The sequence below is a fragment of the Streptomyces sp. BBFR102 genome (assembly GCF_051397025.1).
Taxonomy (GTDB): Bacteria; Actinomycetota; Actinomycetes; order Streptomycetales; family Streptomycetaceae; genus Streptomyces.
Genome location: NZ_CP195757.1, coordinates 423,380 through 447,361 on the forward strand (window position 1 = coordinate 423,380; position 23,982 = coordinate 447,361).

Sequence of the window (23,982 nt, forward strand, 5' to 3'; positions counted from 1 at the left end):
GTACGGCGCGGACCATCAGCCTTACGGCCGCCCATGGGCGGGGCTCAATCGGCCGTGGCGTCCGCCCTGACAAGCCGGCGGACCTGGACCACGTAGAGAATCCCTGCCCACCAGTAGAGGGTTGTACCCCATCCTGCGAACGCCCATCCGAAAACAGCTGCGAGGGACGCGAGCCAGCTGCCGCCCTCGCTGAGGAGCAGCAACGGAAACGCGTACATCAAGTTGAAGGTAGCCGCCTTCCCCAGAAAGTTCACCTGGGGAGGCGGATAACCGTGGCGTCGGAGGATGCCGACCATGACCAGCAGCATCAGTTCGCGGGCGAGGAGGAGGCCGGTGAGCCACCAGGGGAGGATCTCCCGCCAGGTGAGTCCGACCAGCGTCGACAGGATGTACAGCCGGTCCGCGGCCGGGTCCAGCAGCCGACCCAGGCGGCTGATCTGGTTCCAGCGCCTGGCCAGCTTGCCGTCCAGGTAGTCACTGACTCCGCTCAACGCGAGGACCAGCAGAGCCCAGCCATCACTGTTCGGACCGCCGAAGACGGGCCGGAGGATGAGCCACAGGAACAGCGGTACGCCGACCAGCCGGGCCATGCTGAGGATGTTGGGGATGGTGAGGACCCGGTCCGTCTGGACCCGAGTCTCCTGGACCTCCACCCGGGGGCCTCCTGTGATGTGACGCGCCAATGTTGCTCACCGAGCTTACCCTTCGGCCCGCTGCCCCTTCACAGAGGGGGCGCAAGTCCCCCTTTAACGACCTTAGGGGCCTCTGAACGCAAAAATGCCTCGGACCCCGGAAACCTGTTTTCACAAGATTTCCAGGGCCCGAGGCCACAAATAGTTCGGCGGCGTCCTACTCTCCCACAGGGTCCCCCCTGCAGTACCATCGGCGCTGTGAGGCTTAGCTTCCGGGTTCGGAATGTAACCGGGCGTTTCCCTCACGCTATGACCACCGAAACACTACGAAACACACCAGCAACCACACCCACCCAAACAGGGGGGCCTATGGTTGGTGTTCGTGGTTTCAGAACCAACACAGTGGACGCGAGCAACTGAGGACAAGCCCTCGGCCTATTAGTACCGGTCAACTCCACCCCTTACAGGGCTTCCATATCCGGCCTATCAACCCAGTCGTCTACTGGGAGCCTTACCCTCTCAAGGAGGTGGGAATACTCATCTCGAAGCAGGCTTCCCGCTTAGATGCTTTCAGCGGTTATCCCTCCCGAACGTAGCCAACCAGCCATGCCCTTGGCAGAACAACTGGCACACCAGAGGTTCGTCCGTCCCGGTCCTCTCGTACTAGGGACAGCCCTTCTCAATATTCCTACGCGCACAGCGGATAGGGACCGAACTGTCTCACGACGTTCTAAACCCAGCTCGCGTACCGCTTTAATGGGCGAACAGCCCAACCCTTGGGACCGACTCCAGCCCCAGGATGCGACGAGCCGACATCGAGGTGCCAAACCATCCCGTCGATATGGACTCTTGGGGAAGATCAGCCTGTTATCCCCGGGGTACCTTTTATCCGTTGAGCGACGGCGCTTCCACAAGCCACCGCCGGATCACTAGTCCCGACTTTCGTCCCTGCTCGACCCGTCGGTCTCACAGTCAAGCTCCCTTGTGCACTTACACTCAACACCTGATTACCAACCAGGCTGAGGGAACCTTTGGGCGCCTCCGTTACTCTTTAGGAGGCAACCGCCCCAGTTAAACTACCCATCAGACACTGTCCCTGATCCGGATCACGGACCCAGGTTAGACATCCAGCACGACCAGAGTGGTATTTCAACGACGACTCCACACACACTGGCGTGCATGCTTCACAGTCTCCCACCTATCCTACACAAGCCGAACCGAACACCAATATCAAACTGTAGTAAAGGTCCCGGGGTCTTTCCGTCCTGCTGCGCGAAACGAGCATCTTTACTCGTAATGCAATTTCACCGGGCCTATGGTTGAGACAGTCGAGAAGTCGTTACGCCATTCGTGCAGGTCGGAACTTACCCGACAAGGAATTTCGCTACCTTAGGATGGTTATAGTTACCACCGCCGTTTACTGGCGCTTAAGTTCTCAGCTTCGCCACACCGAAATGTGACTAACCGGTCCCCTTAACGTTCCAGCACCGGGCAGGCGTCAGTCCGTATACATCGCCTTACGGCTTCGCACGGACCTGTGTTTTTAGTAAACAGTCGCTTCTCGCTGGTCTCTGCGGCCACACCCAGCTCACCGAGAAAATCGGATCACCAGACATGGCCCCCCTTCTCCCGAAGTTACGGGGGCATTTTGCCGAGTTCCTTAACCATAGTTCACCCGAACGCCTCGGTATTCTCTACCTGACCACCTGAGTCGGTTTAGGGTACGGGCCGCCATGAAACTCGCTAGAGGCTTTTCTCGACAGCATAGGATCATCCACTTCACCACAATCGGCTCGGCATCAGGTCTCAGACACAAGCCAGGCGGATTTACCTACCTGACGTCCTACACCCTTACCCCGGGACAACCACCGCCCGGGATGGACTACCTTCCTGCGTCACCCCATCACTCACCTACTACCAGCTCGGGTCACCGGCTCCACCACTTTCCATCCCCCGAAGGGTCCGGAACGGCTTCACGGGCTTAGCATCACTGGATTCAATGTTTGACGCTTCACAGCGGGTACCGGAATATCAACCGGTTATCCATCGACTACGCCTGTCGGCCTCGCCTTAGGTCCCGACTTACCCTGGGCAGATCAGCTTGACCCAGGAACCCTTAGTCAATCGGCGCACACGTTTCTCACGTGTGAATCGCTACTCATGCCTGCATTCTCACTCGTGAACCGTCCACAACTCGCTTCCACGGCTGCTTCACCCGGCACACGACGCTCCCCTACCCATCACAGCCTCCGTTGGGAGTATTGCTGCAATGACACGACTTCGGCGGTACGCTTGAGCCCCGCTACATTGTCGGCGCGGAATCACTAGACCAGTGAGCTATTACGCACTCTTTCAAGGGTGGCTGCTTCTAAGCCAACCTCCTGGTTGTCTCTGCGACTCCACATCCTTTCCCACTTAGCGTACGCTTAGGGGCCTTAGTCGATGCTCTGGGCTGTTTCCCTCTCGACCATGGAGCTTATCCCCCACAGTCTCACTGCCGCGCTCTCACTTACCGGCATTCGGAGTTTGGCTAAGGTCAGTAACCCGGTAGGGCCCATCGCCTATCCAGTGCTCTACCTCCGGCAAGAAACACACGACGCTGCACCTAAATGCATTTCGGGGAGAACCAGCTATCACGGAGTTTGATTGGCCTTTCACCCCTAACCACAGGTCATCCCCCAGGTTTTCAACCCTGGTGGGTTCGGTCCTCCACGACCTCTTACAGCCGCTTCAACCTGCCCATGGCTAGATCACTCCGCTTCGGGTCTAGAGCGTGCAACTCAAACGCCCTATTCGGACTCGCTTTCGCTACGGCTTCCCCACACGGGTTAACCTCGCTACACACCGCTAACTCGCAGGCTCATTCTTCAAAAGGCACGCAGTCACGACGCACCGAGAAAACTCGATGCGCGACGCTCCCACGGCTTGTAGGCACACGGTTTCAGGTACTATTTCACTCCGCTCCCGCGGTACTTTTCACCATTCCCTCACGGTACTATCCGCTATCGGTCACCAGGGAATATTTAGGCTTAGCGGGTGGTCCCGCCAGATTCACACGGGATTTCTCGGGCCCCGTGCTACTTGGGTGTCTCTCAAACGAGCCGCTGATGTTTCGACTACGGGGGTCTTACCCTCTACGCCGGACCTTTCGCATGTCCTTCGCCTACATCAACGGTTTCTGACTCGTCCCACGGCCGGCAGACCGTAGAAGAGAGATCCCACAACCCCGCATGCGCAACCCCTGCCGGGTATCACACACATACGGTTTGGCCTCATCCAGTTTCGCTCGCCACTACTCCCGGAATCACGGTTGTTTTCTCTTCCTGCGGGTACTGAGATGTTTCACTTCCCCGCGTTCCCTCCACACTGCCTATGAGTTCAGCAGCGGGTGACAGCCCATGACGACTGCCGGGTTTCCCCATTCGGAAACCCCCGGATCAAAGCCTGGTTGACGACTCCCCGGGGACTATCGTGGCCTCCCACGTCCTTCATCGGTTCCTGGTGCCAAGGCATCCACCGTGCGCCCTTAAAAACTTGGCCACAGATGCTCGCGTCCACTGTGCAGTTCTCAAACAACGACCAACCACCCACCACCCCGAGACATACATCCCGAGTTCACTGGGGCCGGCACCGAAGAAACAGCCACAACATGGCCGCTCCCTCAGACACCCAACAGCGTGCCCGACACCCCCAACCCCAAGATCCGTTTTCCACGCCGAAGCAGTACTCACATCTCAAGCAGATTGACAGTGCCGAATAGTCAACGTTCCACCCATGAGCAACCAGCACCAGACATTCGCTGATGAACTGGCCTCTGACCAGGCAAACCTGGTAAGAAGTGCTCCTTAGAAAGGAGGTGATCCAGCCGCACCTTCCGGTACGGCTACCTTGTTACGACTTCGTCCCAATCGCCAGTCCCACCTTCGACAGCTCCCTCCCACAAGGGGTTGGGCCACCGGCTTCGGGTGTTACCGACTTTCGTGACGTGACGGGCGGTGTGTACAAGGCCCGGGAACGTATTCACCGCAGCAATGCTGATCTGCGATTACTAGCGACTCCGACTTCATGGGGTCGAGTTGCAGACCCCAATCCGAACTGAGACCGGCTTTTTGAGATTCGCTCCACCTCACGGTATCGCAGCTCATTGTACCGGCCATTGTAGCACGTGTGCAGCCCAAGACATAAGGGGCATGATGACTTGACGTCGTCCCCACCTTCCTCCGAGTTGACCCCGGCGGTCTCCCGTGAGTCCCCAGCACCACAAGGGCCTGCTGGCAACACGGGACAAGGGTTGCGCTCGTTGCGGGACTTAACCCAACATCTCACGACACGAGCTGACGACAGCCATGCACCACCTGTACACCGACCACAAGGGGGCGCCCATCTCTGGACGTTTCCGGTGTATGTCAAGCCTTGGTAAGGTTCTTCGCGTTGCGTCGAATTAAGCCACATGCTCCGCCGCTTGTGCGGGCCCCCGTCAATTCCTTTGAGTTTTAGCCTTGCGGCCGTACTCCCCAGGCGGGGCACTTAATGCGTTAGCTGCGGCACGGACAACGTGGAATGTTGCCCACACCTAGTGCCCACCGTTTACGGCGTGGACTACCAGGGTATCTAATCCTGTTCGCTCCCCACGCTTTCGCTCCTCAGCGTCAGTATCGGCCCAGAGATCCGCCTTCGCCACCGGTGTTCCTCCTGATATCTGCGCATTTCACCGCTACACCAGGAATTCCGATCTCCCCTACCGAACTCTAGCCTGCCCGTATCGACTGCAGACCCGGGGTTAAGCCCCGGGCTTTCACAACCGACGTGACAAGCCGCCTACGAGCTCTTTACGCCCAATAATTCCGGACAACGCTTGCGCCCTACGTATTACCGCGGCTGCTGGCACGTAGTTAGCCGGCGCTTCTTCTGCAGGTACCGTCACTTTCGCTTCTTCCCTGCTGAAAGAGGTTTACAACCCGAAGGCCGTCATCCCTCACGCGGCGTCGCTGCATCAGGCTTTCGCCCATTGTGCAATATTCCCCACTGCTGCCTCCCGTAGGAGTCTGGGCCGTGTCTCAGTCCCAGTGTGGCCGGTCGCCCTCTCAGGCCGGCTACCCGTCGTCGCCTTGGTGAGCCACTACCTCACCAACAAGCTGATAGGCCGCGGGCTCATCCTGCACCGCCGGAGCTTTACACCATCCAACATGCGTTGGACGGTCATATCCGGTATTAGACCCCGTTTCCAGGGCTTGTCCCAGAGTGCAGGGCAGATTGCCCACGTGTTACTCACCCGTTCGCCACTAATCCACCCCGAAGGGCTTCATCGTTCGACTTGCATGTGTTAAGCACGCCGCCAGCGTTCGTCCTGAGCCAGGATCAAACTCTCCGTGAATGTGTACCCGACTGCGTCCGGTTAAGGACTGCGGGTGCAACAGACACAAGAGCGGTACGACAAGGAGGAATAGTCCCTGTCGTACACAGCGTCCTCGCTGTTGCATTTCAAAGGAACCTCAACCTGCCAGAAACCTGGCCGGTCGGGGTATCAACATATCTGGCGTTGACTTTTAGCACGCTGTTGAGTTCTCAAGGAACGGACGCTTCCTTTGTACTCACCCTCTCGGGCTTTCCTCCGGGCGCTTCCCTTCGGCATTTCGTGTTCCAGACTCTATCAGTTCTTTTTCCTGCCTCCGACCACCGTCCGCAGGCATGCGGATATGCAGTGGATTCAGGGAATCTGCCGAGTTTGGTTCGCCCCGTCGCCACGCTCGAATGTCGTGCTCGGCGCTGGGCAGGAGTCGACTGTACCCAGGAGCCGAGCCGCGAGGCAAATCGCTTCTGCTCGCGATCGGCCCACGCCTCCAAGGGGACGTCTTGGGCGGAATCATGACTTCGTATGACTTACGCTACTCGGCAACGTGCCGTCCAGGTCCGCCCGGGGGTTCTCCCGCACTCCCGAAACCTGCTCAGCCTCTCGGAGGTTCCGCCATGACCGAAGTGATGTCCCCGCTGACCGGTAAGGCCATCGGGCTGGCCTCGGTGCCCGACCCGGTCTTCTCTGGCGCGATGGTGGGACCGGGTACCGCGATCGACCCCGTGCGCGAGCCCTCGGAGGCGCTCTCCCCGGTCGCCGGTGTCGTGGTCTCCCTGCACCCGCACGCGTTCGTCGTGGTGGACGAGGCGGGGCGCGCGGTCCTCACCCACCTCGGTATCGACACCGTGCAGCTCAACGGTGAGGGGTTCGAACTACTGGTGCGCAAGGGGGACACCGTGGCCCTGGGACAGCCCGTGGTGCGCTGGGATCCCTCGGCGGTCGAGACCGCCGGCAAGTCGCCCGCCTGTCCGGTGGTGGCGCTGGAGGCTGTCGCCGACCAGTTGTCCGGTGTTCGTGAGGATGGGGACGTGCGGGCAGGCCAGTCGCTGTTCAGCTGGCACTGAACGCTCCCGGCGCCCGTGTCCGGCGGGCTGCCACATCCAACGCGGCGGGCACGCCGCACGAGCGGAGACAGTCAGATGGAGACAACGCTGCGAGGCGTCGGCGTCAGTCACGGAGTGGCGATCGGCGAGGTACGGCACATGGGGACGGCGGTGCTGGAGCCGCCGGCCAAGCAGATCCCGGCCGAGGAGGCGGAGCACGAGCAGGCCAGGGCGCGGCGGGCCATGGAGGCGGTCGCCGCCGACCTGACGGCGCGCGGGAACCTCGCGGGCGGCGAGGCCCAAGGCGTGCTGGAGGCCCAGGCCATGATGGCGCAGGACCCGGAGTTGATCGCCGACGTGGAGCGGCGGATCGCGGTGGGCAGCACCGCCGAGCGTGCCGTCTACGACGCCCTCGCCTCGTACCGGGCGCTCCTGGCGGGGGCCGGTGAGTACCTGGCGGGCCGGGTCGCCGATCTGGACGACGTGCGGAACCGGATCGTGGCACGGCTGCTGGGCGTGCCGATGCCGGGGGTGCCGGACAGCGACGAGCCGTACATTCTGATCGCGCGGGACCTGGCGCCGGCGGACACCGCGCTGCTCGACCCGACACTCGTCCTGGGCTTCGTGACCGAGGAGGGCGGGCCGACCAGTCACAGCGCGATCCTGGCGCGGGCGCTCGGGGTCCCGGCGGTCGTCGCCCTGCCCGGGGCCGGGGAACTGGGCGAGGGCACCGAGATCGCGATCGACGGCAGTTCCGGCGAGGTCTTCGTGGACCCCAGTGCCGAGAAGCGGGCGGCTCTGGAGGCCGACGCGGCGGCGCGCAGGGCGGCGCTGTCGGCGTCGAGCGGCCCCGGTGCCACCTCGGACGGGCACACGGTGCCGCTGCTGGCCAACATCGGCGGGCCAGACGACGTGGCGGCGGCGGTCGAGGCGGGGGCGGAAGGGGTCGGGCTGTTCCGGACCGAGTTCCTCTTCCTGGACGACAGTGCCCGGGCGCCCTCCGAGGAGAAGCAGACGGCCGCGTACCGGCAGGTGCTGGAGGCGTTCCCGCAGGGGCGGGTCGTGGTGCGGGTGCTGGACGCAGGGGCGGACAAGCCACTGGACTTCCTCACGCCTGCCGAAGAGCCCAACCCGGCGCTCGGTGTGCGCGGACTGCGCAGCCTGCTGGACCACCCGGACGTGCTGCGGACCCAGCTGACCGCGCTGGCCCGGGCCGCGGAGGGGCTGCCGGTGCATCTGGAGGTCATGGCGCCGATGGTGGCCGATCGCGCGGACGCCAAGGCTTTCGCTGACGCCTGCCGGGCGGCGGGGCTGCACGCCAAGTTCGGGGCGATGGTGGAGATCCCCTCGGCGGCTCTGCGGGCGCGCTCGGTGCTCCAGGAGGTCGAGTTCCTGTCCCTGGGCACCAACGATCTGGCGCAGTACACCTTCGCCGCCGACCGGCAGGTGGGCGCGGTGTCGCGGCTCCAGGACCCGTGGCAGCCGGCGCTGCTGGACCTGGTCGCGCTGGCGGCCGAGGCGGGGCGGGCCGAGGGGAAGAGCTGCGGGGTGTGCGGCGAGGCGGCGGCAGATCCGCTGCTGGCCTGCGTGCTGACCGGTCTGGGGGTCACCTCCTTGTCGATGGGCGCGGCCTCGATCCCGTACGTGCGGGCGGCGCTGGCCAAGTACACGCTGGCGCAGTGTGAGCGGGCCGCAGCGGCGGCACGGGCCTCCGAGTCGGCGGACGAGGCGCGGGCAGCGGCGCGGGCGGTGCTGTCCGGGGAGTGATCCCGGCGGTCACCGGCCCCGCCGTCGCCTGTGGGGCGCCCTCCGCCGGGAGGACGCCCCTCTCGCGGTCAGTGGCAGGGGCTCGGGCCGTGGTCGTCGTCGACTGGGGTGCCCGCGCAGTACTCGACACCCGGTTCAGGGGCGACCGGATCGCCGGAGACGGGGTCGGTGCAGTAGGCGTCGAAGACCTCCGCGGCGGTCAGCGGCTGGGCGCGGCCCTCCCGCAGGCGCCAGCCTCGGACCTCCTCGGGCCGCCCCTCGACCCGGCTGCGCATGACGAGCCCGGCCGGAGCGGGCAGGGCGAGGGCACAGGCGAGCAGGGTGGTGAAGTCGGCCGATTCCCCGTGGTCGAGCAGGGCTTCGCCGGAGGTGCGGGTGTCGGCGTGCAGCGCGGCGAGCAGGGTGCGGCCGGCCGTGGTCAGGGAGCAGACGAGCTGGTGGTGGCCGGGGTCGGTGGTGTCGAGGGCGGCCCTCAGGAGGTGTCCCGCCCGGCGATGGGCGTGGTGGGCGAGCGGAACGGCGCAGCGCGCGCAGTCGCCGAGTTCTTCCAGGAGCTCGCTCGCGTACTCCCAGGTGGCCTGGCGGAGGGATTCCGCGACGAGGGTGCGGAGCAGCTCGGGCAGAGGTTCGCCCTCGTGCAGGACGCAGGGGCCGAGGGCCGCTGCCTCCGCTGTGTACCGCGTCCGGCTGTCGGTCGTGTCGGGGTCCAGGCCCTCCTGGGCGCAGAAGCGGGCGAACTCGGCCGGGTCGAAGAGGACGACGGAGGTGGTGCGGCCCTGGGCGGCGAGGGAGCGCAGCAGGGCCTCGGCCTGCTGGAGGTAGCTGTGGTGGTCGTCGAAGAGGAAGGTGCGGTAGCGGCGCATGGCCGCGAAGTCGGCGGCGGAGGCGAGCAGGCCGAGGGTGCCGGCGATCTCGCGGCGCAGCAGCTGGCGCGGGGTCGGGTGGGTGGTGGTCATACGTGTCCCCCTGGTGAGTGAGCAGAACCCAACTTGCTCACTCACCGTAATCATCATCACTGACAGTGACGCACTGTCGGGGGGTGGGGGTGCGGTCAGCGGCGGTCACGGGCCAGGTCGGCGTAGTGCTGGAGGAGGTCCAGGCGGTCGACGGAGCCGGGGTTGACCGCCTTCTCCAGCGGGGTGCCCTGCAGGAGGCGCTTGACGGGGACCTCGATGCGTTTGCCGGTGAGGGTGTGCGGGACGCCGGGGACCTCGATGACCTCGTCCGGGACGTGGCGCGGGGAGAGGCTGTGGCGGATCGCCTTCTTGATCGCCTCGCGCAGGGCGTCGTCGAGGACGGCGCCGTCGGCGAGGTGGACGAAGAGCGGCATCCAGTAGCCGCCGTCGGGCTGCTCGACGCCGATGACCAGGGATTCGCGGATCTCCGGGAGCCGCTCCACGACCTCGTAGATGTCGGCCGAACCCATGCGGACGCCCTGGCGGTTGAGGGTGGAGTCGGAGCGGCCGTGGATGACGACGGAGCCGCGGTCGGTGACGGTGATCCAGTCACCGTGCCGCCAGACGCCCTCGTAGGTGTCGAAGTAGCTGTCGTGGTAGCGGCTGCCGTCGGGGTCGTTCCAGAAGCTGACGGGCATGGACGGCATGGGGTCGGTGACGACCAGTTCGCCGACCTCCTCGGTCAGCGGCCGGCCGGCGGGGTCCCATGCCTGGAGGTCGGTGCCGAGGCAGGGGGCCTGGAGTTCGCCGATGTGCACGGGGAGGGTGGGGACGGCGCCGGCGAAGCAGCTGCACACGTCGGTGCCGCCGCTGACGGAGGCGATCCACAGGTCGGAGCCGGCCTCGGCGAACTCGTCGTGGAGCCAGCGGAATCCGTCGGGGGGCAGTGGGGAGCCGGTGGTGGCGACGCACTGGACACGGGAGAGGTCGTGGTCGCGGGCCGGGTGGACGCCCGCCTTCCGGCAGGCCATGACGTACGCGGCGGAGGTGCCGTAGAGGGTGGCGCCGGTGCGTTCGGCGACGCGCCACTGGGCGCCGGTGTCCGGGTAGCCGGGGCTGCCGTCGTAGAGGACGACGGTGGTGCCGGTGAGGAGGCCGGAGACGAGGAAGTTCCACATCATCCAGCCGGTGGAGGTGTACCAGAAGAAGCGGTCCTCGGGGCCCAGGTCGCAGTGGAGGCCGAGTTGCTTGAGGTGTTCGAGGAGGATGCCGCCCTGCGACTGGACGATGGCCTTGGGCAGGCCGGTCGTACCGGAGGAGTAGAGGACCCACAGCGGGTGGTCGAAGGGGACGGGGGTGAAGTCCGGCTCGGTGTCGGCGGCGACCAGGTCGGCCCAGTCGCGGGCGCCCCGGGGGGCGGGGGTGCCGAGCAGCGGGACGTGGACGACGGCGCGCAGGGAGGGCAGGGCCGCGCGGAGTTCGGCGACGGTGTCGCGCCGGTCGTGCTCCTTGCCGCCGTAGCGGTAGCCGTCGACGGTGAACAGGACCACGGGTTCGACCTGCTGGAAGCGGTCGAGGACGCTGCGGGCGCCGAAGTCGGGGGCGCAGGAGGTCCAGACGGCGCCCACGGCCGCGGAGGCGAGCAGGGCGACGACGGCCTGCGGGATGTTCGGCAGGTAGCCGCTGACCCGGTCGCCGGGGCGGACGCCGAGGGCGCGGAGTTCGGCGGCGAGCGAGCCGACCTGGCGGCGCAGCTCTGCCCAGGAGGTGGGGCCGACGGTGCCGGTCTCGTCGACGTGCAGGAGCGCGGGGGCGTCGGGCCGGTCGGCGGCAGCACGCAGGGCGTGTTCGGCGTAGTTCAGGGTGGCGCCCGGGAACCACTGGGCGCCCGGCATGGAGCGCTTCCCCAGGACCCGCTCGGCCGGGGTGTCGAAGCGGACGTCGAACCACTCGGTGACGGCCTGCCAGAAGGTGTCGAGCTCCTCGACGGACCAGCGGTGCAGCGCCGGGTAGCCGCCGTCGGCGGGGGCGCCGTGGTGCTCGGCCGCCCAGCTCTGGAAACGGGTCACCGCGGCGTGCGCGACGCGCTCCTCGGTGGGCTGCCAGAGCGGCTGGGGCTGCGGTTCGGCGGTCGTCATGGGGCGGCTCCCGTGCGGTGCGTACTCGGTGTCCGCGCCCGCGCCGCCGGGTGGGCGGCCGACGGAGCGCGGGGGCGGTGCGGTGGGGCCGACGATGCCATGTGATCGATACCGGCACCAGGGTGGCGGCCACACACCTGCTCGGCCGGCGGTGTGGCTGATCGCTGGATGAACGGCGTCTGAACGATGTCCACCTGGGCGTGCGCGGATGGCAGGCTGGCCGGCATGGACGGTCGTGGCCTCGTACGTTCGGTGGCATCGGTGGCAGGGCTCGGGCGGGTGCTCTCCCGGTGGCCCGGGCGCGGCGCCCCGGCAGCGGTGGAGCGGGCCCGGGTGCCCGGGCGCGTGCTGGGGGCCGAGCCCGGTCCTGGGGGCGGGGTGGTGCGGTTCGAGCGGTCGGCGCTGCGGGTGCTGGTGACGACGGCCGGTGCGGTGTTCTGCGGCTGGGACGGGGCGGAGCCGACGCCCTCTCCCCTGGTCCGCGCGGAGCTGGTCGAGCCGGACGCGCGGGCCCGCCTGGAACCGCACACGGCGGGCGGCTGGCGGCTGGTGTCCGAACGGCTGACGCTGGCCGTCTCCCCGACCGGGACGGTGGAGCTGTGCACGCCGGGCGGGGTGTTGCTCCGCCGGGACCTTCCCCCGCGCTGGTGGGAGCGGGACGGTGGCGGGGCCGCGCGGTGGGCGCGGCGCTCGGAGGTCGGGGCGGACGCACGCTTCTTCGGGCCGGGCGGGGACGGGACCGGGCTGCGGCTGGGCGAGGGGACGTATCCGGTACCGGGTGGGCCGGGGGTGGCCCCGGTGCAGTGGGTGCTCGCGGACGCGGGTACGCATCTGGTCGTCCTCGACGGGACCGAGTCGGGGACGGTGCGCCTGTCGGAGGGGGCCGAGGGTGCCGGGTCGGGGCACGACCGCCCGGGGCGGGCCGAGTTGCGTGGGGCCGGTGGGCCGCCGCGCCACTGGATGGCGGTGGGGGCGCCGGCGCGGGCGCTCGCCTCGTGGGCGGCGGTGGCGGGGACGCCGAGGCCGCGGCGGTCTCCGTGACCGGAGCGGGCGGGAGCGGCGATGGATCGGGCCGCGCGGTCGTGTGCGCGGGTGCCTCGGCAGGGGGCGGCGGCCGATGACGGCTGTTCGGCGCTGCGGGCGGCGCCGGCCCGGGTCGGGCGCTCGGTGTGTGTGGCGCCGACCGGGGCCGGATCTGCCGGAGTTCCGTAAGGCGCGGGGCCCGAGGGGTGGAGGCGCCTCCCGGTTCGGCGGAACCGGCTCGGGCCGCGTCATGGGCTCACTGCCGGCAGCCGGGGCGGCTCGGGCAAGCGGGTTTCGGCGCGGGGGCGGTGGAACTCACCCGTACAGTCCGGCGAACCAGTTCGCCGCCGCCCGGGTGTGCAGGGGGAAGCCGAGTTCGACGGGGGCGCGCAGGAGGCGGGTGGCGGTGGTCTCGGCGGTGGGCGTGAAGGCGGGCAGGGCGGCGGCGGGGCGTTCGGGGAGGAGGCCGAAGAGGAGGAGGTGCCCGTCGCCGGAGCTCATGGCGTCGGCGAGGGTGACCTCGGCGGGGGCGGCGACGACGCCGGTCTCCTCGCCCAGTTCGCGGACGACGGCGTGGCGCCAGCCCTCGGCACCGTCGATGAAGCCGCCGGGCAGAGCGGCCGTACCGCGCGCCGGTGCGATGGCGCGGACGACGGTGAGCAGCGCCGGGCCCCGCTCGTCGCGTACGGGCAGGAGGGCGACGGCGACCGGCAGCGGGTTGCGGTAGGCGGTCGTCCCGCAGGCGGGGCAGACGCGGCGGTCGGCCCGGGGGGCGGGGTAGGGGGCGCCGCAGGCCGAGCAGTACGAGCCGGGGACGGGCGGCTGGGAGGTCGGGACGGGGGTGGGCGTGGGGCTGGGCGTGGTGTCGGGCACGCGGGGACAGTAGCGGAGGGAGCGGGGCACGCGGTGGTGAAGCGGGGTGCGGGCCCGGCGGGTTGCCCTTCCCTCGGGGCGGGCGGGACTGATAGATGAAGGGCGCATGACAGGAACACATTCTTCCGCCCGTCCCTCCTCGGCCTCCTCGCGGTTCTCCTCCCGTACGGTGCGCGCGCTCGGCGCGGGGCTGGCGGCCGCCGCTCTGGCGCTGACCGCCGGCGTCACCGCCTCCCCCGCCACCGCGGCGCCCGCCGCGGACGCCGCGCGCTCCGGCGGCCCCAAGGCCCCGCGCGGCTTCGTGGCCCTCTCCGACGTGGCGCCGACGATTCTCCAGGAGATCCGCTACACTACGCCGCACAACTTCGTCGGCGAGCCGGTCGACGGCTACCGGGCGCCGATGTGCGTGGTCACCAGGCCGACGGCCGAGGCCCTGAAGCGGGCGCAGCGCGCGCTGCTGCGCCAGGGCTACTCCCTCAAGGTCTACGACTGCTACCGGCCGCAGCGGGCCGTCGACCACTTCGTGCGGTGGGCCGAGGACGTGGCGGACGAGCGGATGAAGGCGGAGTTCTACCCCCGGGTGGACAAGTCGCGCCTCTTCGAGGACGGCTACATCGCGGAGAAGTCCGGCCACAGCCGCGGCTCGACGGTGGACCTGACGCTGGTGAAGCTGCCGGCGAAGCCGACCCGGCCGTACGTCCCCGGCGAGCCGCTGGAGCCCTGCCACGCCCCGCGCGACCAGCGGTTCCCGGACAACTCGGTGGACATGGGCACCGGGTTCGACTGCTTCGACACGCTCTCGCACACCGACGACCCCCGGATCACCGGTGCCCAGCGGGCCCACCGCGACCTGCTGCGGTCGGCGCTGGCCGCGGAGGGGTTCACCAATCTGCCCGAGGAGTGGTGGCACTTCACCCACAAGCCGGAACTCTTCCCCGACACCTCCTTCGACTTCCCCGTGGAGCGCCGCTCGCTGCCTGGCGGCCACCGCCGCTGAGGCGGGCCGCCGCGCCGCCCGGCCCGGTCGCGGGCCTGGTCCGGGCGGCACGGCGGCGGCTACGGTGCCCGCATGGAGCGACGGACCTTTGACTCGTACGAGGAGTTCTGGCCCTACTACGTGGCGATGCACTCCAAGGCTGCGACGCGCTGGGTCCACCTGACCGGGACGCTGACCGGGCTGGCGATCAGCGTCTACGGGCTGGCACGGGGGCGTCAGCGGTACCTGGCGGCGCTGCCGCTGATCGGGTACGGGACGGCCTGGCCCGCGCACTTCCTCGTGGAGAAGAACAACCCGGCCACCTTCGGGCACCCCGCCTGGTCGCTGCGGGGCGACGCGCGGATGATCCGGATGATGCTGGCGGGGCGGGACCACGAGCTGGCCGAGACCGCGCGGAAGTGGCTCGCGGAGAACAGCTGACCGGCGCCCTGGTGAAACGGGGCCCCTCAGTGCCCCTGACGGTTCGCCGGGGCCGGAGACCACTCGCCCGGCACGCGGCCCGCACCCCGGTCAGCGCGAGGTGCTCTCTCGGGGTGCGGCGGCGCGGGCCATGGCGTGTTCGACGAGCTCGATGAGGACCTCCTTGGCGGAGGCGCGCTCGCGGGCGTCGCACAGGACCACCGGTACGCCCGGGTCCAGGTCGAGGGCGGTGCGGATGTCCTCGGGCGGATGGTGGTCGGCGTCGTCGAAGCGGTTGACGCCGACCACGAAGGGAATGCCGCGGCGCTCGAAGTAGTCGACGGCGGCGAAGCAGTCCTCCAGGCGGCGGGTGTCGGCCAGGACCACGGCGCCGAGGGCGCCCTGGGCCAGTTCGTCCCAGAGGAACCAGAACCGGTCCTGGCCGGGGGTGCCGAAGAGATAGAGGACGAGGTCCTCGCGGAGCGTGATGCGACCGAAGTCCATGGCGACGGTGGTGGTGTGCTTGGCCTCCACGCCGCCGGTGTCGTCCACGGGGCGGCCGGCCTCGCTCAGGGTCTCCTCGGTCCTGAGCGGTTTGATCTCACTGACCGCGGCCACCAGCGTGGTCTTGCCGACGCCGAACCCCCCGGCCACCAGGATCTTCAGGGTGACCGGCTCGACGGGGGCCTGCTCCCGCGATGGGCGCCCGAACTTCATGGAGTCTCGTCTCCTGCTTCGCTGGTCTCTCAAAGGGGATGCCGACGGGTGGTCAGAGGGCGCGCAGCCCGCTGATCACCTCGCGCAGAATGCTTTCGTCGGGCAGCTCCGCCGGCGGCACCGGACGGTTGACGTGCACGAACTCCTCCTCCACGAGGTCGCCCACCAGGACCCGGACGACCCCGACCGGCAGGTCCAGCTCGGCGGCGAGCTCCGCCACCGACTGGGGTGCCTCGCGGCAGAGCGCGACGATGTCGACGTGCTCGGGCGCGAGCGTGTGGTCCTCCTCCGGATCGTCGGCGCGCCGCTCGGCGACGACGACCGCGATGAGGTCCAGGCGGTGCTGACCCGCGCCGGTGGTCCGGCCCCGCGTCATGGCGTACGGGCGGACCACCGGTCCGGCGTCGTCGTCGAACCAGCGCTGCGCCCCGTTCCCGTCTTCGCTCATGCCTGGTTCACTACCCGCCCGCGGGCAGATCCGTGCGCGGCGCGCTGCCCAGATGCGCACCGACCCGCTTGACCAGCAGCGTCATCTCGTACGCCACGAGGCCCACGTCGGAGTCGGAGTCGGCGAGGACGGCGAGGCAGCTGCCGTCGCCGGCGGCGGTGACGAAGAGGAACGCCTCGTCCAGCTCGACGACCGTCTGCCGGACGCGGCCGGCGTCGAAGTGGCGGCCGACGCCCTTGGCGAGGCTGTGGAAGCCGGAGGCCACGGCCGCCAGGTGTTCGCCGTCCTCGCGGGTGAGGTCCTCGGAGACCCCGGTGGGCAGCCCGTCGCCGGACAGGACCAGGACCTTGCGGATGCCGGCGACCCTGTTGACGAGGTCGTCGAGGAGCCAGTTCAGCTCCACGGAACCGGTGGTGTGCGTGGCGGTCTTCGATGCGGTCATCGACCGTCTCCCTCGGGTGTCGTTCGTGGTGCCGTGGTGCCCGCGTTCTCGTCGCGGCCACGCTGCCAGCCCCGCTGGAGCGAGGCCATACGGCTGCGGACCTCGTCGGCGTCGCGGTCGGTGTCGTGGACGGTGTCCTGGTCGCGGTCGTCCGGAGCGCCCCGGCGGGCGGCCTTCAACTGCGGGGCGAGGCTGGCCTGCCGGACCCTGCGCGGCAGGGCGGCGGACCCGGTCGCGGGCGCCGGGGAGGCGGCCCCTTCGTGGCCGTTCGGGTCCTCCTGGTCCCCGGCCGGCTCGTCGGGCCTGCTGTGGGCGACGGTGCGGCCGTGCGAGCTGACGAGCTTGGGGGTGCGGCGGCGGGGCAGCGGCGCCGGGCCCTGGCCGCCGGCAGGTGACGGCTCGCCGGGCCTGGCTCCGGCGGCAGGGTCGTCGTGGGCCTGCTGGTGCTGGTCTCGGGGAGCGGCTGCCGGGGCCAGCGGCCGCCTGGGCCGGAGAACGACGCCCGGCTCGCCGTCGTCGTCGGCCAGGGCGCCGGGGAAGGCGGCGTCGTCCAGGCCGGGTGTGCCCGGCGGTGCCTCCAGCTCTACCGGCCCGTCGGGCAGGGGCGGGCTCATGGGCGTACGGGAGGTCGGGATGCGGGTCAGGGCGGGGCGGCCGGGGCCCCGTGCGCCGCTGCCGTCGAGGGTCAGGCCGCGGCCGTTGGTGGAGCCGGTGGGCTCGTCGGACTCGATGAGCAGGGCGTCCGGGATGAAGACGACCGCCGTGGTGCCTCCGTACGGTGACTTCTGCAGGGAGACCCGGATGTTCTGGCGCTGCGCGAGGCGGCTCACCACGAACAGGCCGAGCCGGTCGGTGTCGGAGAGTTCGAAGTCGGGCGTCTCGGCGAGGCGGAGGTTGGCGTCGAGGAGGACGTCGGGGGCCATGCCCAGGCCCCGGTCGTGGATCTCCAGGGTGAAGCCGTTGGCGACCGCCTCGCCGTGCACCTGGACGGCGGTGTGCGGAGGCGAGAAGACCGTGGCGTTCTCCAGGAGTTCCGCCGTGAGGTGGGTGAGGTCGGCGACGGCGGGGCCGGTCACCGCGAGCCTCGGCAGTCGGCGGACCTCGATCCGCTCGTAGTCCTCCACCTCGGCGACCGAGGCGCGGACCACGTCCATGAGCTGCACCGGGCGCCGCCACTGCCGGGAGGGTGCGGCGCCGGAGAGGATCACCAGGCCCTCGGCGTGGCGGCGCATACGGGTCGTGAGGTGGTCCAGGCGGAAGAGGTCGGCCAGTTCCTCGGAGTCCTCGGTGCGCCGCTCCATGGTGTCCAGGAGGGTGAGCTGCTTGTGCAGGAGGACCTGGCTGCGGCGGGCGAGGTTGACGAAGACCTCCGAGACCCCGCGCCGCATCTGGGCCTGTTTGACGGCGCCTTCGACGGCGGCCCGTTGCAGGGTGTTGAGGGCCTGGCCGACCTGGCCGATCTCGTTCTTCGCGTACTCCAGCCGGGGAGCCTCGGTGTCCACGTCCACCTGTTCGCCCGCGGCCAGGCGGCGCTGGACCGACGGCAGGCGTATGCCGGACGCCTCGTGGGCCTGTTGGCGCAGCCGGGAGAGGTCGCGGATGAGGCTCCGGCCGATCCGCACCGAGAGGTAGAGCGAGAGGAGGAGGGCGGCGAAGCCGAGGACGCCGGTGACGCCGGCGCGGACCAGGATGCCGACGGCGACGGGCCGGACGCGTTCCTGGTAGCGGTCGGCGGCGGCGTCGCCGCGCTCGTCGAGGCTGTCGAGGACCTTGACCGCGGCCGTGTCCCAGCTCTTGGCGGTGACGCCGCGCGGCCGTCCCGGCGGGGAGGCGGCGACCGAGGTCTCCAGGTCGCGCAGCGGCGCGGTCTCGGGGCCCTGCCAGTACCGCTCGTAGCGGGCGCGCTCGTCGTCGGGCAGGAGCGGGAGGTTGGTCTCGTGGAGGAGGGTGCGCTGGGCCAGGAGGTCGGAGACCTGGCGGAGGTCTGCCTTGTCGAGGCGTTCGCCGACGAGTGCGGAGGCGACCAGGGCGTCCTCGCGGGAGAGCAGGTCGCGGGCGCGGGCGATGGAGACGAGGGCGCGGTTCTGCTTGTCGAGTTCGACGTCCTTGAGGGCGTGCAGATGGGTCAGGAAGACGAAGCAGGGGTCGACGAGGCGGTTGTACAGGTCGAGGGCGGCGGTGCGGGTGACCGTGTTCTCCTCGACGGAGCGGCGCAGGGTGGCGATCCCCTCGAAGGATTCGAGGAGCGCGGTGAGCCGCCGCCGGGAGTCGGCGCCGAGCCCTTCGGTGGCGTCGGGGTCCCCGGCGCCGGCCCGGACGCGGGCCAGCGCCCGGTCGGTGGCGGTCCGGGCGCGGCGCAGTTCGCCGAGGGCGGCCGAGGCGCGCGGGTCGGCGAGGTGGACGAGGGTGCTGCGCCGTTCGTCCTGGAGGACCCGGGCCGCTTCCTCGACGGGCCGGCCGACCTGGTCGTTGGCCTCGCTGATCTCCAGGATCTCGGCGGCCTCACGCCCTGTCAGTACGGTGGCGAAGCCCCAGATCGCGGTGAGGGAGACCAGCGGCACGAGCAGCAACGCCACGATCTTCCGCCGGATCGTCCTGCCGCGAAAGCGCATGGCCTCCCCCAGTCCGTCCCCCGATGGTGTCCGGGGTGCACATCCGTGCGTCAATAAACGGCGCGAGCCTACTACTGACACAAGGTCGGCCGAAGAGACGTCCGGAAGGTTTTCGGCCCGGAGCGGGACACCGGAGGCCGGTTCCCGCCGTTCCGCGACGATCGCGTGACCGGCGGGGCGGCCCCGTGGTTCTCCCTCGGGCGGGGCGGCCCCGGCCCGGACCGGCCGAATCCGGACATCTCCCCGGCCGGTCCCGGCATCTCGCCCGCCCGGACGGGAATCATCCGGGGGCTCCGCGCGTCCTTCTGTACAAGTCGTGTACGAGGTGTGCGGAGTTGGTACGGGAGGGGTGCGCCGGCGTGGACCGGCGACCGCCGGATCTCGACGGGGGCGGCGTAAAGCGGACGAAGGCGGGCAGCCAGACTGGAGACGGTGCCGGTTCCACACGGCACCGGTCGGCTGACGGCAAGGCGGTGGGGAGTGACGGACTGATGGCGACGGCGGAGCGGCGGAAGACCTCGGCGGAGCGGGGCGAGCCGGGCGGGCGGGTGCCCGGCCCGCGCCGGGCGGAGTGGAGCGGGGAGCCGGAACGGGCACCGCTGTGGGTGGAGGAGCCCGCGGCGCGTCCCCGGATGCCTGATCCGGTGCGGACGGCGGCGGTGCGGGCGGTGCTGATCGTGGCGCTGACGCTGATACAGGCGATGGTCGCCTTCCTGGCGACGCTGGCGGAGTCCTGGCTGGCCTTCCCGATGGTGCTCAGCAGCGTGGCGAGCACCATCGCGGCCACCTGGGCGGTGCTGGACGTCTGGGTCACCCGGCAGGTGTGGAACCAGCGGCACGGCGTGGTCTCGACCCCGGGCAGCACCGCCCGGGAGCGCCGCCGCGAACGCCGCCGGGCGCGTCGCACCGCCCGGCGGGCGGCCAAGGCCGGAGTGCGGATATCCGACCCGTCGGGCGGGGCGCCGGCCACCGCCTCCGACGGGGGAGGGAAGGCGCGGGCGACCGGCACGGCGCCCGGTGGCGACGCCACCCCGGAGGTCGGCCCGAAGGGGAGCGGCTCCGGCGTACGGCCCGCCTGGCGCGACCGGTCCGGTTCCGAGCCGTCCGGGGTGAAGGCCCCGGAGCGGGAGTTGACCCACTCGTCCTGAACGGGCGGTGGTACGGCGGCTCCGTCAGGTTCGCCGTACCGCCGCCGGACCGACGGATCCGCCCTCAGTGCCGGACCAGGCAGAACGGGTGCCCGGCCGGGTCGGCGAGGACACACCAGCTCCGTTCACCGGAACCGTCGTCCAGCACGGTCGCTCCCGAGGCCAGCGCCTGTTCCCGGGCCTGGGCCGGGTCAGGCACACCGAAGTCGAGGTGGAACTGCTGGGGCCGGGACGGGCCGGGCCACCGGGGCGGCTGGTAGGGCGTCACACGCTGGAAGGCGAGTACGAGCCCGGACGGAGTGTGCAGCGTCGCCCAGTCCTCGCCGACCGCCCAGCGCCGGTCCTCCTGGTTCACGGCCCCACCGAGCAGGGACCGGTAGAACCCGGCGAGTTCCAGCGGCTCGGCACAGTCCAGCACCACGCACTGCAGTTCGGCGGTCATGAGCCGATCGTAGGCCGGGGCCTCGTTCTGCCGGGTCGGAGTCGGCGGACGCCAGGGTGCCGGTCGGCATGACTCTTGGACCCCTCACCAGGAGGAACCGGTGTCGTACCCGTCGCAGCCCACCCCGAACAGAAGCACGCCGACGCGAACAGGCGGTCGAGTCTCCCGCTCATCGTCGTGATCTGCGGTCCACCCGCTTCATGACGGAGATGAACGAGACTGGTCTGCGGGAGACCACGGCCGGAAGGACCGTCGTCGTCGACCCGGGCCTGCGACATGAAGTCGCCGCACGCCCTCTGGGCCGATCCCGTCGAGGCCGAGGCGCTGAAGGCTCGGCTCGACGATCTGCACCGGGCGAAGGTCCGGCCCGTCGCATGGGCACCGCCGTCCGGCGTCCGCGGCGGTCAGGTCGTCCGATCGCATCGCCGGCGTCCGCGAGTGTGGTCCGGGCGCAGTGGTCGACGCCGGGCCTCAGGCGGTCGGCAGTGCTGGTGAGGGTGATCGTCCGCCCGCTGTCCGTGGCAAAGCCGGTGCTCACCCTGCTCCTGTCGCGCACCGAGAGCTGGCTCGGACAACCATCGGAGTGGTCTGGCGACCACCACAGCGGATGTCCGAATCTGTGGGGTATGTGTCCCTGTGGACATGGCCGCCCGCCGAGAGGGCGGGAAGACTGGGACCCGCCCGTCACGGCGGCACGGTCCGCGAAGAGAGAACAGGTGAGCATCATGACGACAGACTCGAACAACAGGGGCGCCGTGCGCGTGCCGGACACCAGGCTGGCGCGCGAGGCGACCGAGTTGGTCCGGGAGACCGTCGGCGAACTGGTCTACCACCACTCCCGGCGGGTGTACTTCTTCGGCAGCCTCCAGGGACGCAATCGCGACCTCAGCTTCGACCCTGAACTGCTCTACATCGGCGCGATGTTCCACGACCTCGGGTTGAGCGAGCGGTTCCACGCGAGCGGGCGCCGCTTCGAGATCGACAGCGCTGACGAGGCACGCCGCTTCCTGCAGGCGCACAGCGTGCCCGAGGACAGTGTGCGCCGGGTATGGACGGCCATCGCCCTGCACACCACACCGGGAATTCCCGAATTCATGGAGCCGGAGGTCGCCCTGGTGACCGCCGGCGTGGAATACGACGTGCTGGGCATCGGCTACGCGGACATCCCCTCCGCCGAGCGCGAGAAGATCGTGGCCCTGCATCCGCGCCCCGACTTCAAGAAGCGCATCCTCGCGGCGTTCACCGACGGGATCCGGCACAAGCCGGAGACGACCTTCGGCAACGTCAAGGCTGACGTGCTGCAGCACTACGTGCCGGGATTCAAGCGGGGAGACTTTGTACGCACCATCCTGGACTCGCCATGGGCGGAGTAGCCGCCTCTGCCCCCGGTGGCAGCAGGGTCATCGCGATCGTGGCCTTCGACCAGGTCCAGTTGCTGGACGTGAGCGGGCCGCTGGAGGTGTTCACCACGGCCAATCGCTACGGTGCCCGCTACGAGGTACACGTGGTGTCTCCCGACGGTCTCGACGTGCTGACCTCGTGCGGGTTGCGCATGGGGGTGGACGCCCGCCTGGAGGAGATACCGCAGTACCTGAACACGCTGCTGGTCCCCGGCCGCAGGGACTGGCGGCAAGCAGTCGCCGACGATGCGCTGGTCGCACTCGTGGAAGGTCTCGCGGCACGGGCGCGGCGGGTGACTTCGGTCTGCGCCGGCGCGTTCGTCCTGGCCCAGGCCGGAATCCTCGACCGACGGAGCGCGACGACCCACTGGGAACTGGCCCCGCAACTCGCTGCCGCCTACCCGCAGGTATGCGTGGCAGCGGACCCGGTGTTCGTACGCGACGGCCATGTCGTCACCTCTGCGGGAGTCACCGCGGGAATCGACCTTGCCCTCGCGCTGGTCGAGGAAGATCACGGGGCGGATCTGGCCAGGGAGACGGCTCGCCAGCTCGTTGTCTTCATGGCACGACCCGGGGGCCAGTCCCAGTTCAGTGTCCGCTTGGCCCCGCAGCCGCCGCAGCACCCACTCGTACGTCAGGCAATGGATGAGATCACCGCTGATCCCTCCCTCCCACGCGGCATCGAGGCGTTCAGCGGACTGCTCGGGATCAGCACCAGGCACCTGACACGCCTGTTCCGCCAGGAGATCGGCATGACGCCCGGGCAGTATGCCGACGCGGTCCGCGTGGAGGCAGCTCAGGCGCTGTTGTCCTCCAGCACGGCCTCGGTCGAGGAGGTCGCGCAACGGGCGGGCTTCGGGTCCTCGGAGACCATGCGGCGCGTGCTCCAGCAGACCCTCGGTGTCTCCCCCACCGTCTACCGGGCCCGTTTCCGTACCACCACCCCTCTGGCAACCTCTCCAGTTGGGCTTCCTCCGCCGAGTTCGCCCTGAGGCTTTCCGCACGCGTTCTCCCTGAACGGCGCTCCTTCCTGACCAGGAGGACGAGCAAAGGGCGCCGAGGGGCCTTGACCCCTGATGTTGAACACACGAGACACTGGATCCTGAGGATCTGAGAACGGGCATCTCGTGGCGATGAAGAACTATCCGCCGCAGTTCAGGGCGGACGCGGTCGCACTGTACGAGTCGCGGCCCAACGCGACGATCAGGTCGGTCGCCGCCGATCTGGGGATCAACCCGGAGACCCTGCGGAACTGGGTCCGGGCAGCCGGGGTGAGCCGTCCCCGGGGACGGCGGGCATAGGAACCGTCTCCGCCGCCGGCGCCGCTGGAGGCGGAGAACGCCGCCTTGCGGCAGAAGGTCCGCGAGCGGCCGAGGCCCCGGACCTGACCGGCCGCGACTTCCCGCGGACAAGCCGAACACGAAGTACGTCGGCGTCATCACCCACCTGCCCATCGAGGCCGGGACGTTCTGCTGTCTGGCGACCGTCATCGACCTCGCCTCGCGCCGTCTGGCCGGCTGGGCGATCGCCGACCACATGCGCGCGGAGCTGGTGACCGACGCCCTGGCCGACTCCCTGGTGGGCTTGGAGAACGCCTACGTCTCGTTGCGGCTCACCGCTGCGGCCCGGCCCCCGTCCCGCCCACTGCCGGC

The 23,982-nt window shown here is 69.3% G+C and carries 18 protein-coding genes, 3 rRNA genes and 2 pseudogenes; 11 read left to right on the plus strand and 12 right to left on the minus strand.

The window, feature by feature from the left end:
• Positions 1–44 precede the first annotated feature (44 nt).
• The 4 genes from ACSLIC_RS01970 to ACSLIC_RS01985 form a co-directional block, all read right to left on the minus strand.
• Entirely contained in the window at positions 45–653 is a 609-nt protein-coding gene (locus ACSLIC_RS01970) for a CDP-alcohol phosphatidyltransferase family protein (protein WP_047141855.1), read from the minus strand.
• Positions 654–836: 183 nt separating this feature from the next.
• A 5S ribosomal RNA gene (rrf, locus tag ACSLIC_RS01975) occupies positions 837–953 on the minus strand.
• 97 nt (positions 954–1,050) lie between these two features.
• Positions 1,051–4,172 (minus strand): 23S ribosomal RNA (locus tag ACSLIC_RS01980).
• Between the two features lie 309 nt (positions 4,173–4,481).
• Positions 4,482–6,006 (minus strand): 16S ribosomal RNA (locus ACSLIC_RS01985).
• The 16S, 23S and 5S rRNA genes sit together here, the layout of an rRNA operon.
• A 593-nt stretch (positions 6,007–6,599) precedes the next feature.
• Between ACSLIC_RS01985 and ACSLIC_RS01990 the strand changes: the two genes are divergently transcribed.
• The gene (locus tag ACSLIC_RS01990) at positions 6,600–7,049 is read left to right on the plus strand and encodes a PTS sugar transporter subunit IIA (RefSeq protein ID WP_436735943.1); all 450 of its coding nucleotides are present in this window, start codon (positions 6,600–6,602) and stop codon (positions 7,047–7,049) included.
• Positions 7,050–7,124: 75 nt separating this feature from the next.
• The gene (ptsP, locus tag ACSLIC_RS01995) at positions 7,125–8,795 is read left to right on the plus strand and encodes a phosphoenolpyruvate--protein phosphotransferase (RefSeq protein ID WP_436735944.1); all 1,671 of its coding nucleotides are present in this window, start codon (positions 7,125–7,127) and stop codon (positions 8,793–8,795) included.
• Positions 8,796–8,863: 68 nt separating this feature from the next.
• On the opposite strand, the gene ACSLIC_RS02000 is transcribed toward ptsP, so the two are convergent.
• Both ACSLIC_RS02000 and ACSLIC_RS02005 read right to left on the minus strand, forming a co-directional pair.
• Entirely contained in the window at positions 8,864–9,751 is an 888-nt protein-coding gene (locus ACSLIC_RS02000) for a hypothetical protein (RefSeq protein WP_436735945.1), read from the minus strand.
• Positions 9,752–9,846: 95 nt separating this feature from the next.
• Positions 9,847–11,829 carry an acetoacetate--CoA ligase gene (locus tag ACSLIC_RS02005; protein WP_436735946.1) on the minus strand — a complete coding sequence of 661 codons (1,983 nt, stop codon included), beginning with the start codon at positions 11,827–11,829 and terminating at the stop codon, positions 9,847–9,849.
• Positions 11,830–12,054: 225 nt separating this feature from the next.
• On the opposite strand from ACSLIC_RS02005, the gene ACSLIC_RS02010 reads away from it, so the two are divergent.
• Positions 12,055–12,870, plus strand: coding sequence for a hypothetical protein (locus ACSLIC_RS02010; protein ID WP_436735947.1), 816 nt, complete (start codon positions 12,055–12,057; stop codon positions 12,868–12,870).
• A 297-nt stretch (positions 12,871–13,167) separates the two neighbouring features.
• Here ACSLIC_RS02010 and ACSLIC_RS02015 read toward each other — a convergent pair whose 3' ends face one another.
• Positions 13,168–13,725, minus strand: coding sequence for an NUDIX hydrolase (locus tag ACSLIC_RS02015; RefSeq protein WP_436735948.1), 558 nt, complete (start codon positions 13,723–13,725; stop codon positions 13,168–13,170).
• Between the two features lie 169 nt (positions 13,726–13,894).
• Between ACSLIC_RS02015 and ACSLIC_RS02020 the strand changes: the two genes are divergently transcribed.
• Both ACSLIC_RS02020 and ACSLIC_RS02025 read left to right on the plus strand, forming a co-directional pair.
• Positions 13,895–14,722 (plus strand): M15 family metallopeptidase, encoded by an 828-nt coding sequence (locus tag ACSLIC_RS02020; protein WP_436740247.1) that lies wholly within the window; start codon positions 13,895–13,897, stop codon positions 14,720–14,722.
• Positions 14,723–14,794: 72 nt separating this feature from the next.
• The gene (locus tag ACSLIC_RS02025; RefSeq protein ID WP_436735949.1) at positions 14,795–15,142 is read left to right on the plus strand and encodes an Mpo1-like protein; all 348 of its coding nucleotides are present in this window, start codon (positions 14,795–14,797) and stop codon (positions 15,140–15,142) included.
• A gap of 90 nt (positions 15,143–15,232) precedes the next feature.
• Here ACSLIC_RS02025 and ACSLIC_RS02030 read toward each other — a convergent pair whose 3' ends face one another.
• The 4 genes from ACSLIC_RS02030 to ACSLIC_RS02045 are packed head-to-tail and all read right to left on the minus strand — an operon-like array spanning position 15,233 to position 19,340.
• On the minus strand, positions 15,233–15,838 hold the full coding sequence (locus ACSLIC_RS02030; protein WP_436735950.1) for a GTP-binding protein: 606 nt from the start codon (positions 15,836–15,838) through the stop codon (positions 15,233–15,235).
• A gap of 52 nt (positions 15,839–15,890) precedes the next feature.
• On the minus strand, positions 15,891–16,286 hold the full coding sequence (locus tag ACSLIC_RS02035) for a DUF742 domain-containing protein (protein ID WP_436735951.1): 396 nt from the start codon (positions 16,284–16,286) through the stop codon (positions 15,891–15,893).
• 10 nt (positions 16,287–16,296) lie between these two features.
• Entirely contained in the window at positions 16,297–16,728 is a 432-nt protein-coding gene (locus ACSLIC_RS02040) for a roadblock/LC7 domain-containing protein (RefSeq protein WP_436735952.1), read from the minus strand.
• The gene (locus ACSLIC_RS02045) at positions 16,725–19,340 is read right to left on the minus strand and encodes a nitrate- and nitrite sensing domain-containing protein (RefSeq protein ID WP_436735953.1); all 2,616 of its coding nucleotides are present in this window, start codon (positions 19,338–19,340) and stop codon (positions 16,725–16,727) included. Before ACSLIC_RS02045 ends, ACSLIC_RS02040 begins: the two co-directional genes overlap by 4 nt.
• Positions 19,341–19,831: 491 nt before the next feature.
• Between ACSLIC_RS02045 and ACSLIC_RS02050 the strand changes: the two genes are divergently transcribed.
• Positions 19,832–20,488 (plus strand): hypothetical protein, encoded by a 657-nt coding sequence (locus tag ACSLIC_RS02050; RefSeq protein WP_436735954.1) that lies wholly within the window; start codon positions 19,832–19,834, stop codon positions 20,486–20,488.
• A 64-nt stretch (positions 20,489–20,552) separates the two neighbouring features.
• Here ACSLIC_RS02050 and ACSLIC_RS02055 read toward each other — a convergent pair whose 3' ends face one another.
• Positions 20,553–20,930 carry a VOC family protein gene (locus tag ACSLIC_RS02055; RefSeq protein WP_436735955.1) on the minus strand — a complete coding sequence of 126 codons (378 nt, stop codon included), beginning with the start codon at positions 20,928–20,930 and terminating at the stop codon, positions 20,553–20,555.
• A 100-nt stretch (positions 20,931–21,030) separates the two neighbouring features.
• Here ACSLIC_RS02055 and ACSLIC_RS02060 point away from each other — a divergent pair.
• The 5 genes and pseudogenes from ACSLIC_RS02060 to ACSLIC_RS02080 form a co-directional block, all read left to right on the plus strand.
• A pseudogene (locus tag ACSLIC_RS02060) lies at positions 21,031–21,296 on the plus strand (hypothetical protein); the annotation flags it as partial.
• A gap of 359 nt (positions 21,297–21,655) precedes the next feature.
• Positions 21,656–22,303 (plus strand): HD domain-containing protein, encoded by a 648-nt coding sequence (locus ACSLIC_RS02065; protein WP_436735956.1) that lies wholly within the window; start codon positions 21,656–21,658, stop codon positions 22,301–22,303.
• 38 nt (positions 22,304–22,341) lie between these two features.
• Positions 22,342–23,322: a GlxA family transcriptional regulator gene (locus ACSLIC_RS02070; RefSeq protein ID WP_436735957.1), complete on the plus strand. Its 981-nt coding sequence runs from the start codon at positions 22,342–22,344 to the stop codon at positions 23,320–23,322.
• A 141-nt stretch (positions 23,323–23,463) separates the two neighbouring features.
• Entirely contained in the window at positions 23,464–23,631 is a 168-nt protein-coding gene (locus tag ACSLIC_RS02075) for a transposase (RefSeq protein WP_436735958.1), read from the plus strand.
• A 74-nt stretch (positions 23,632–23,705) separates the two neighbouring features.
• Positions 23,706–23,896 (plus strand): annotated as a pseudogene (locus ACSLIC_RS02080) (DDE-type integrase/transposase/recombinase); the annotation flags it as partial.
• Positions 23,897–23,982 lie beyond the last annotated feature (86 nt).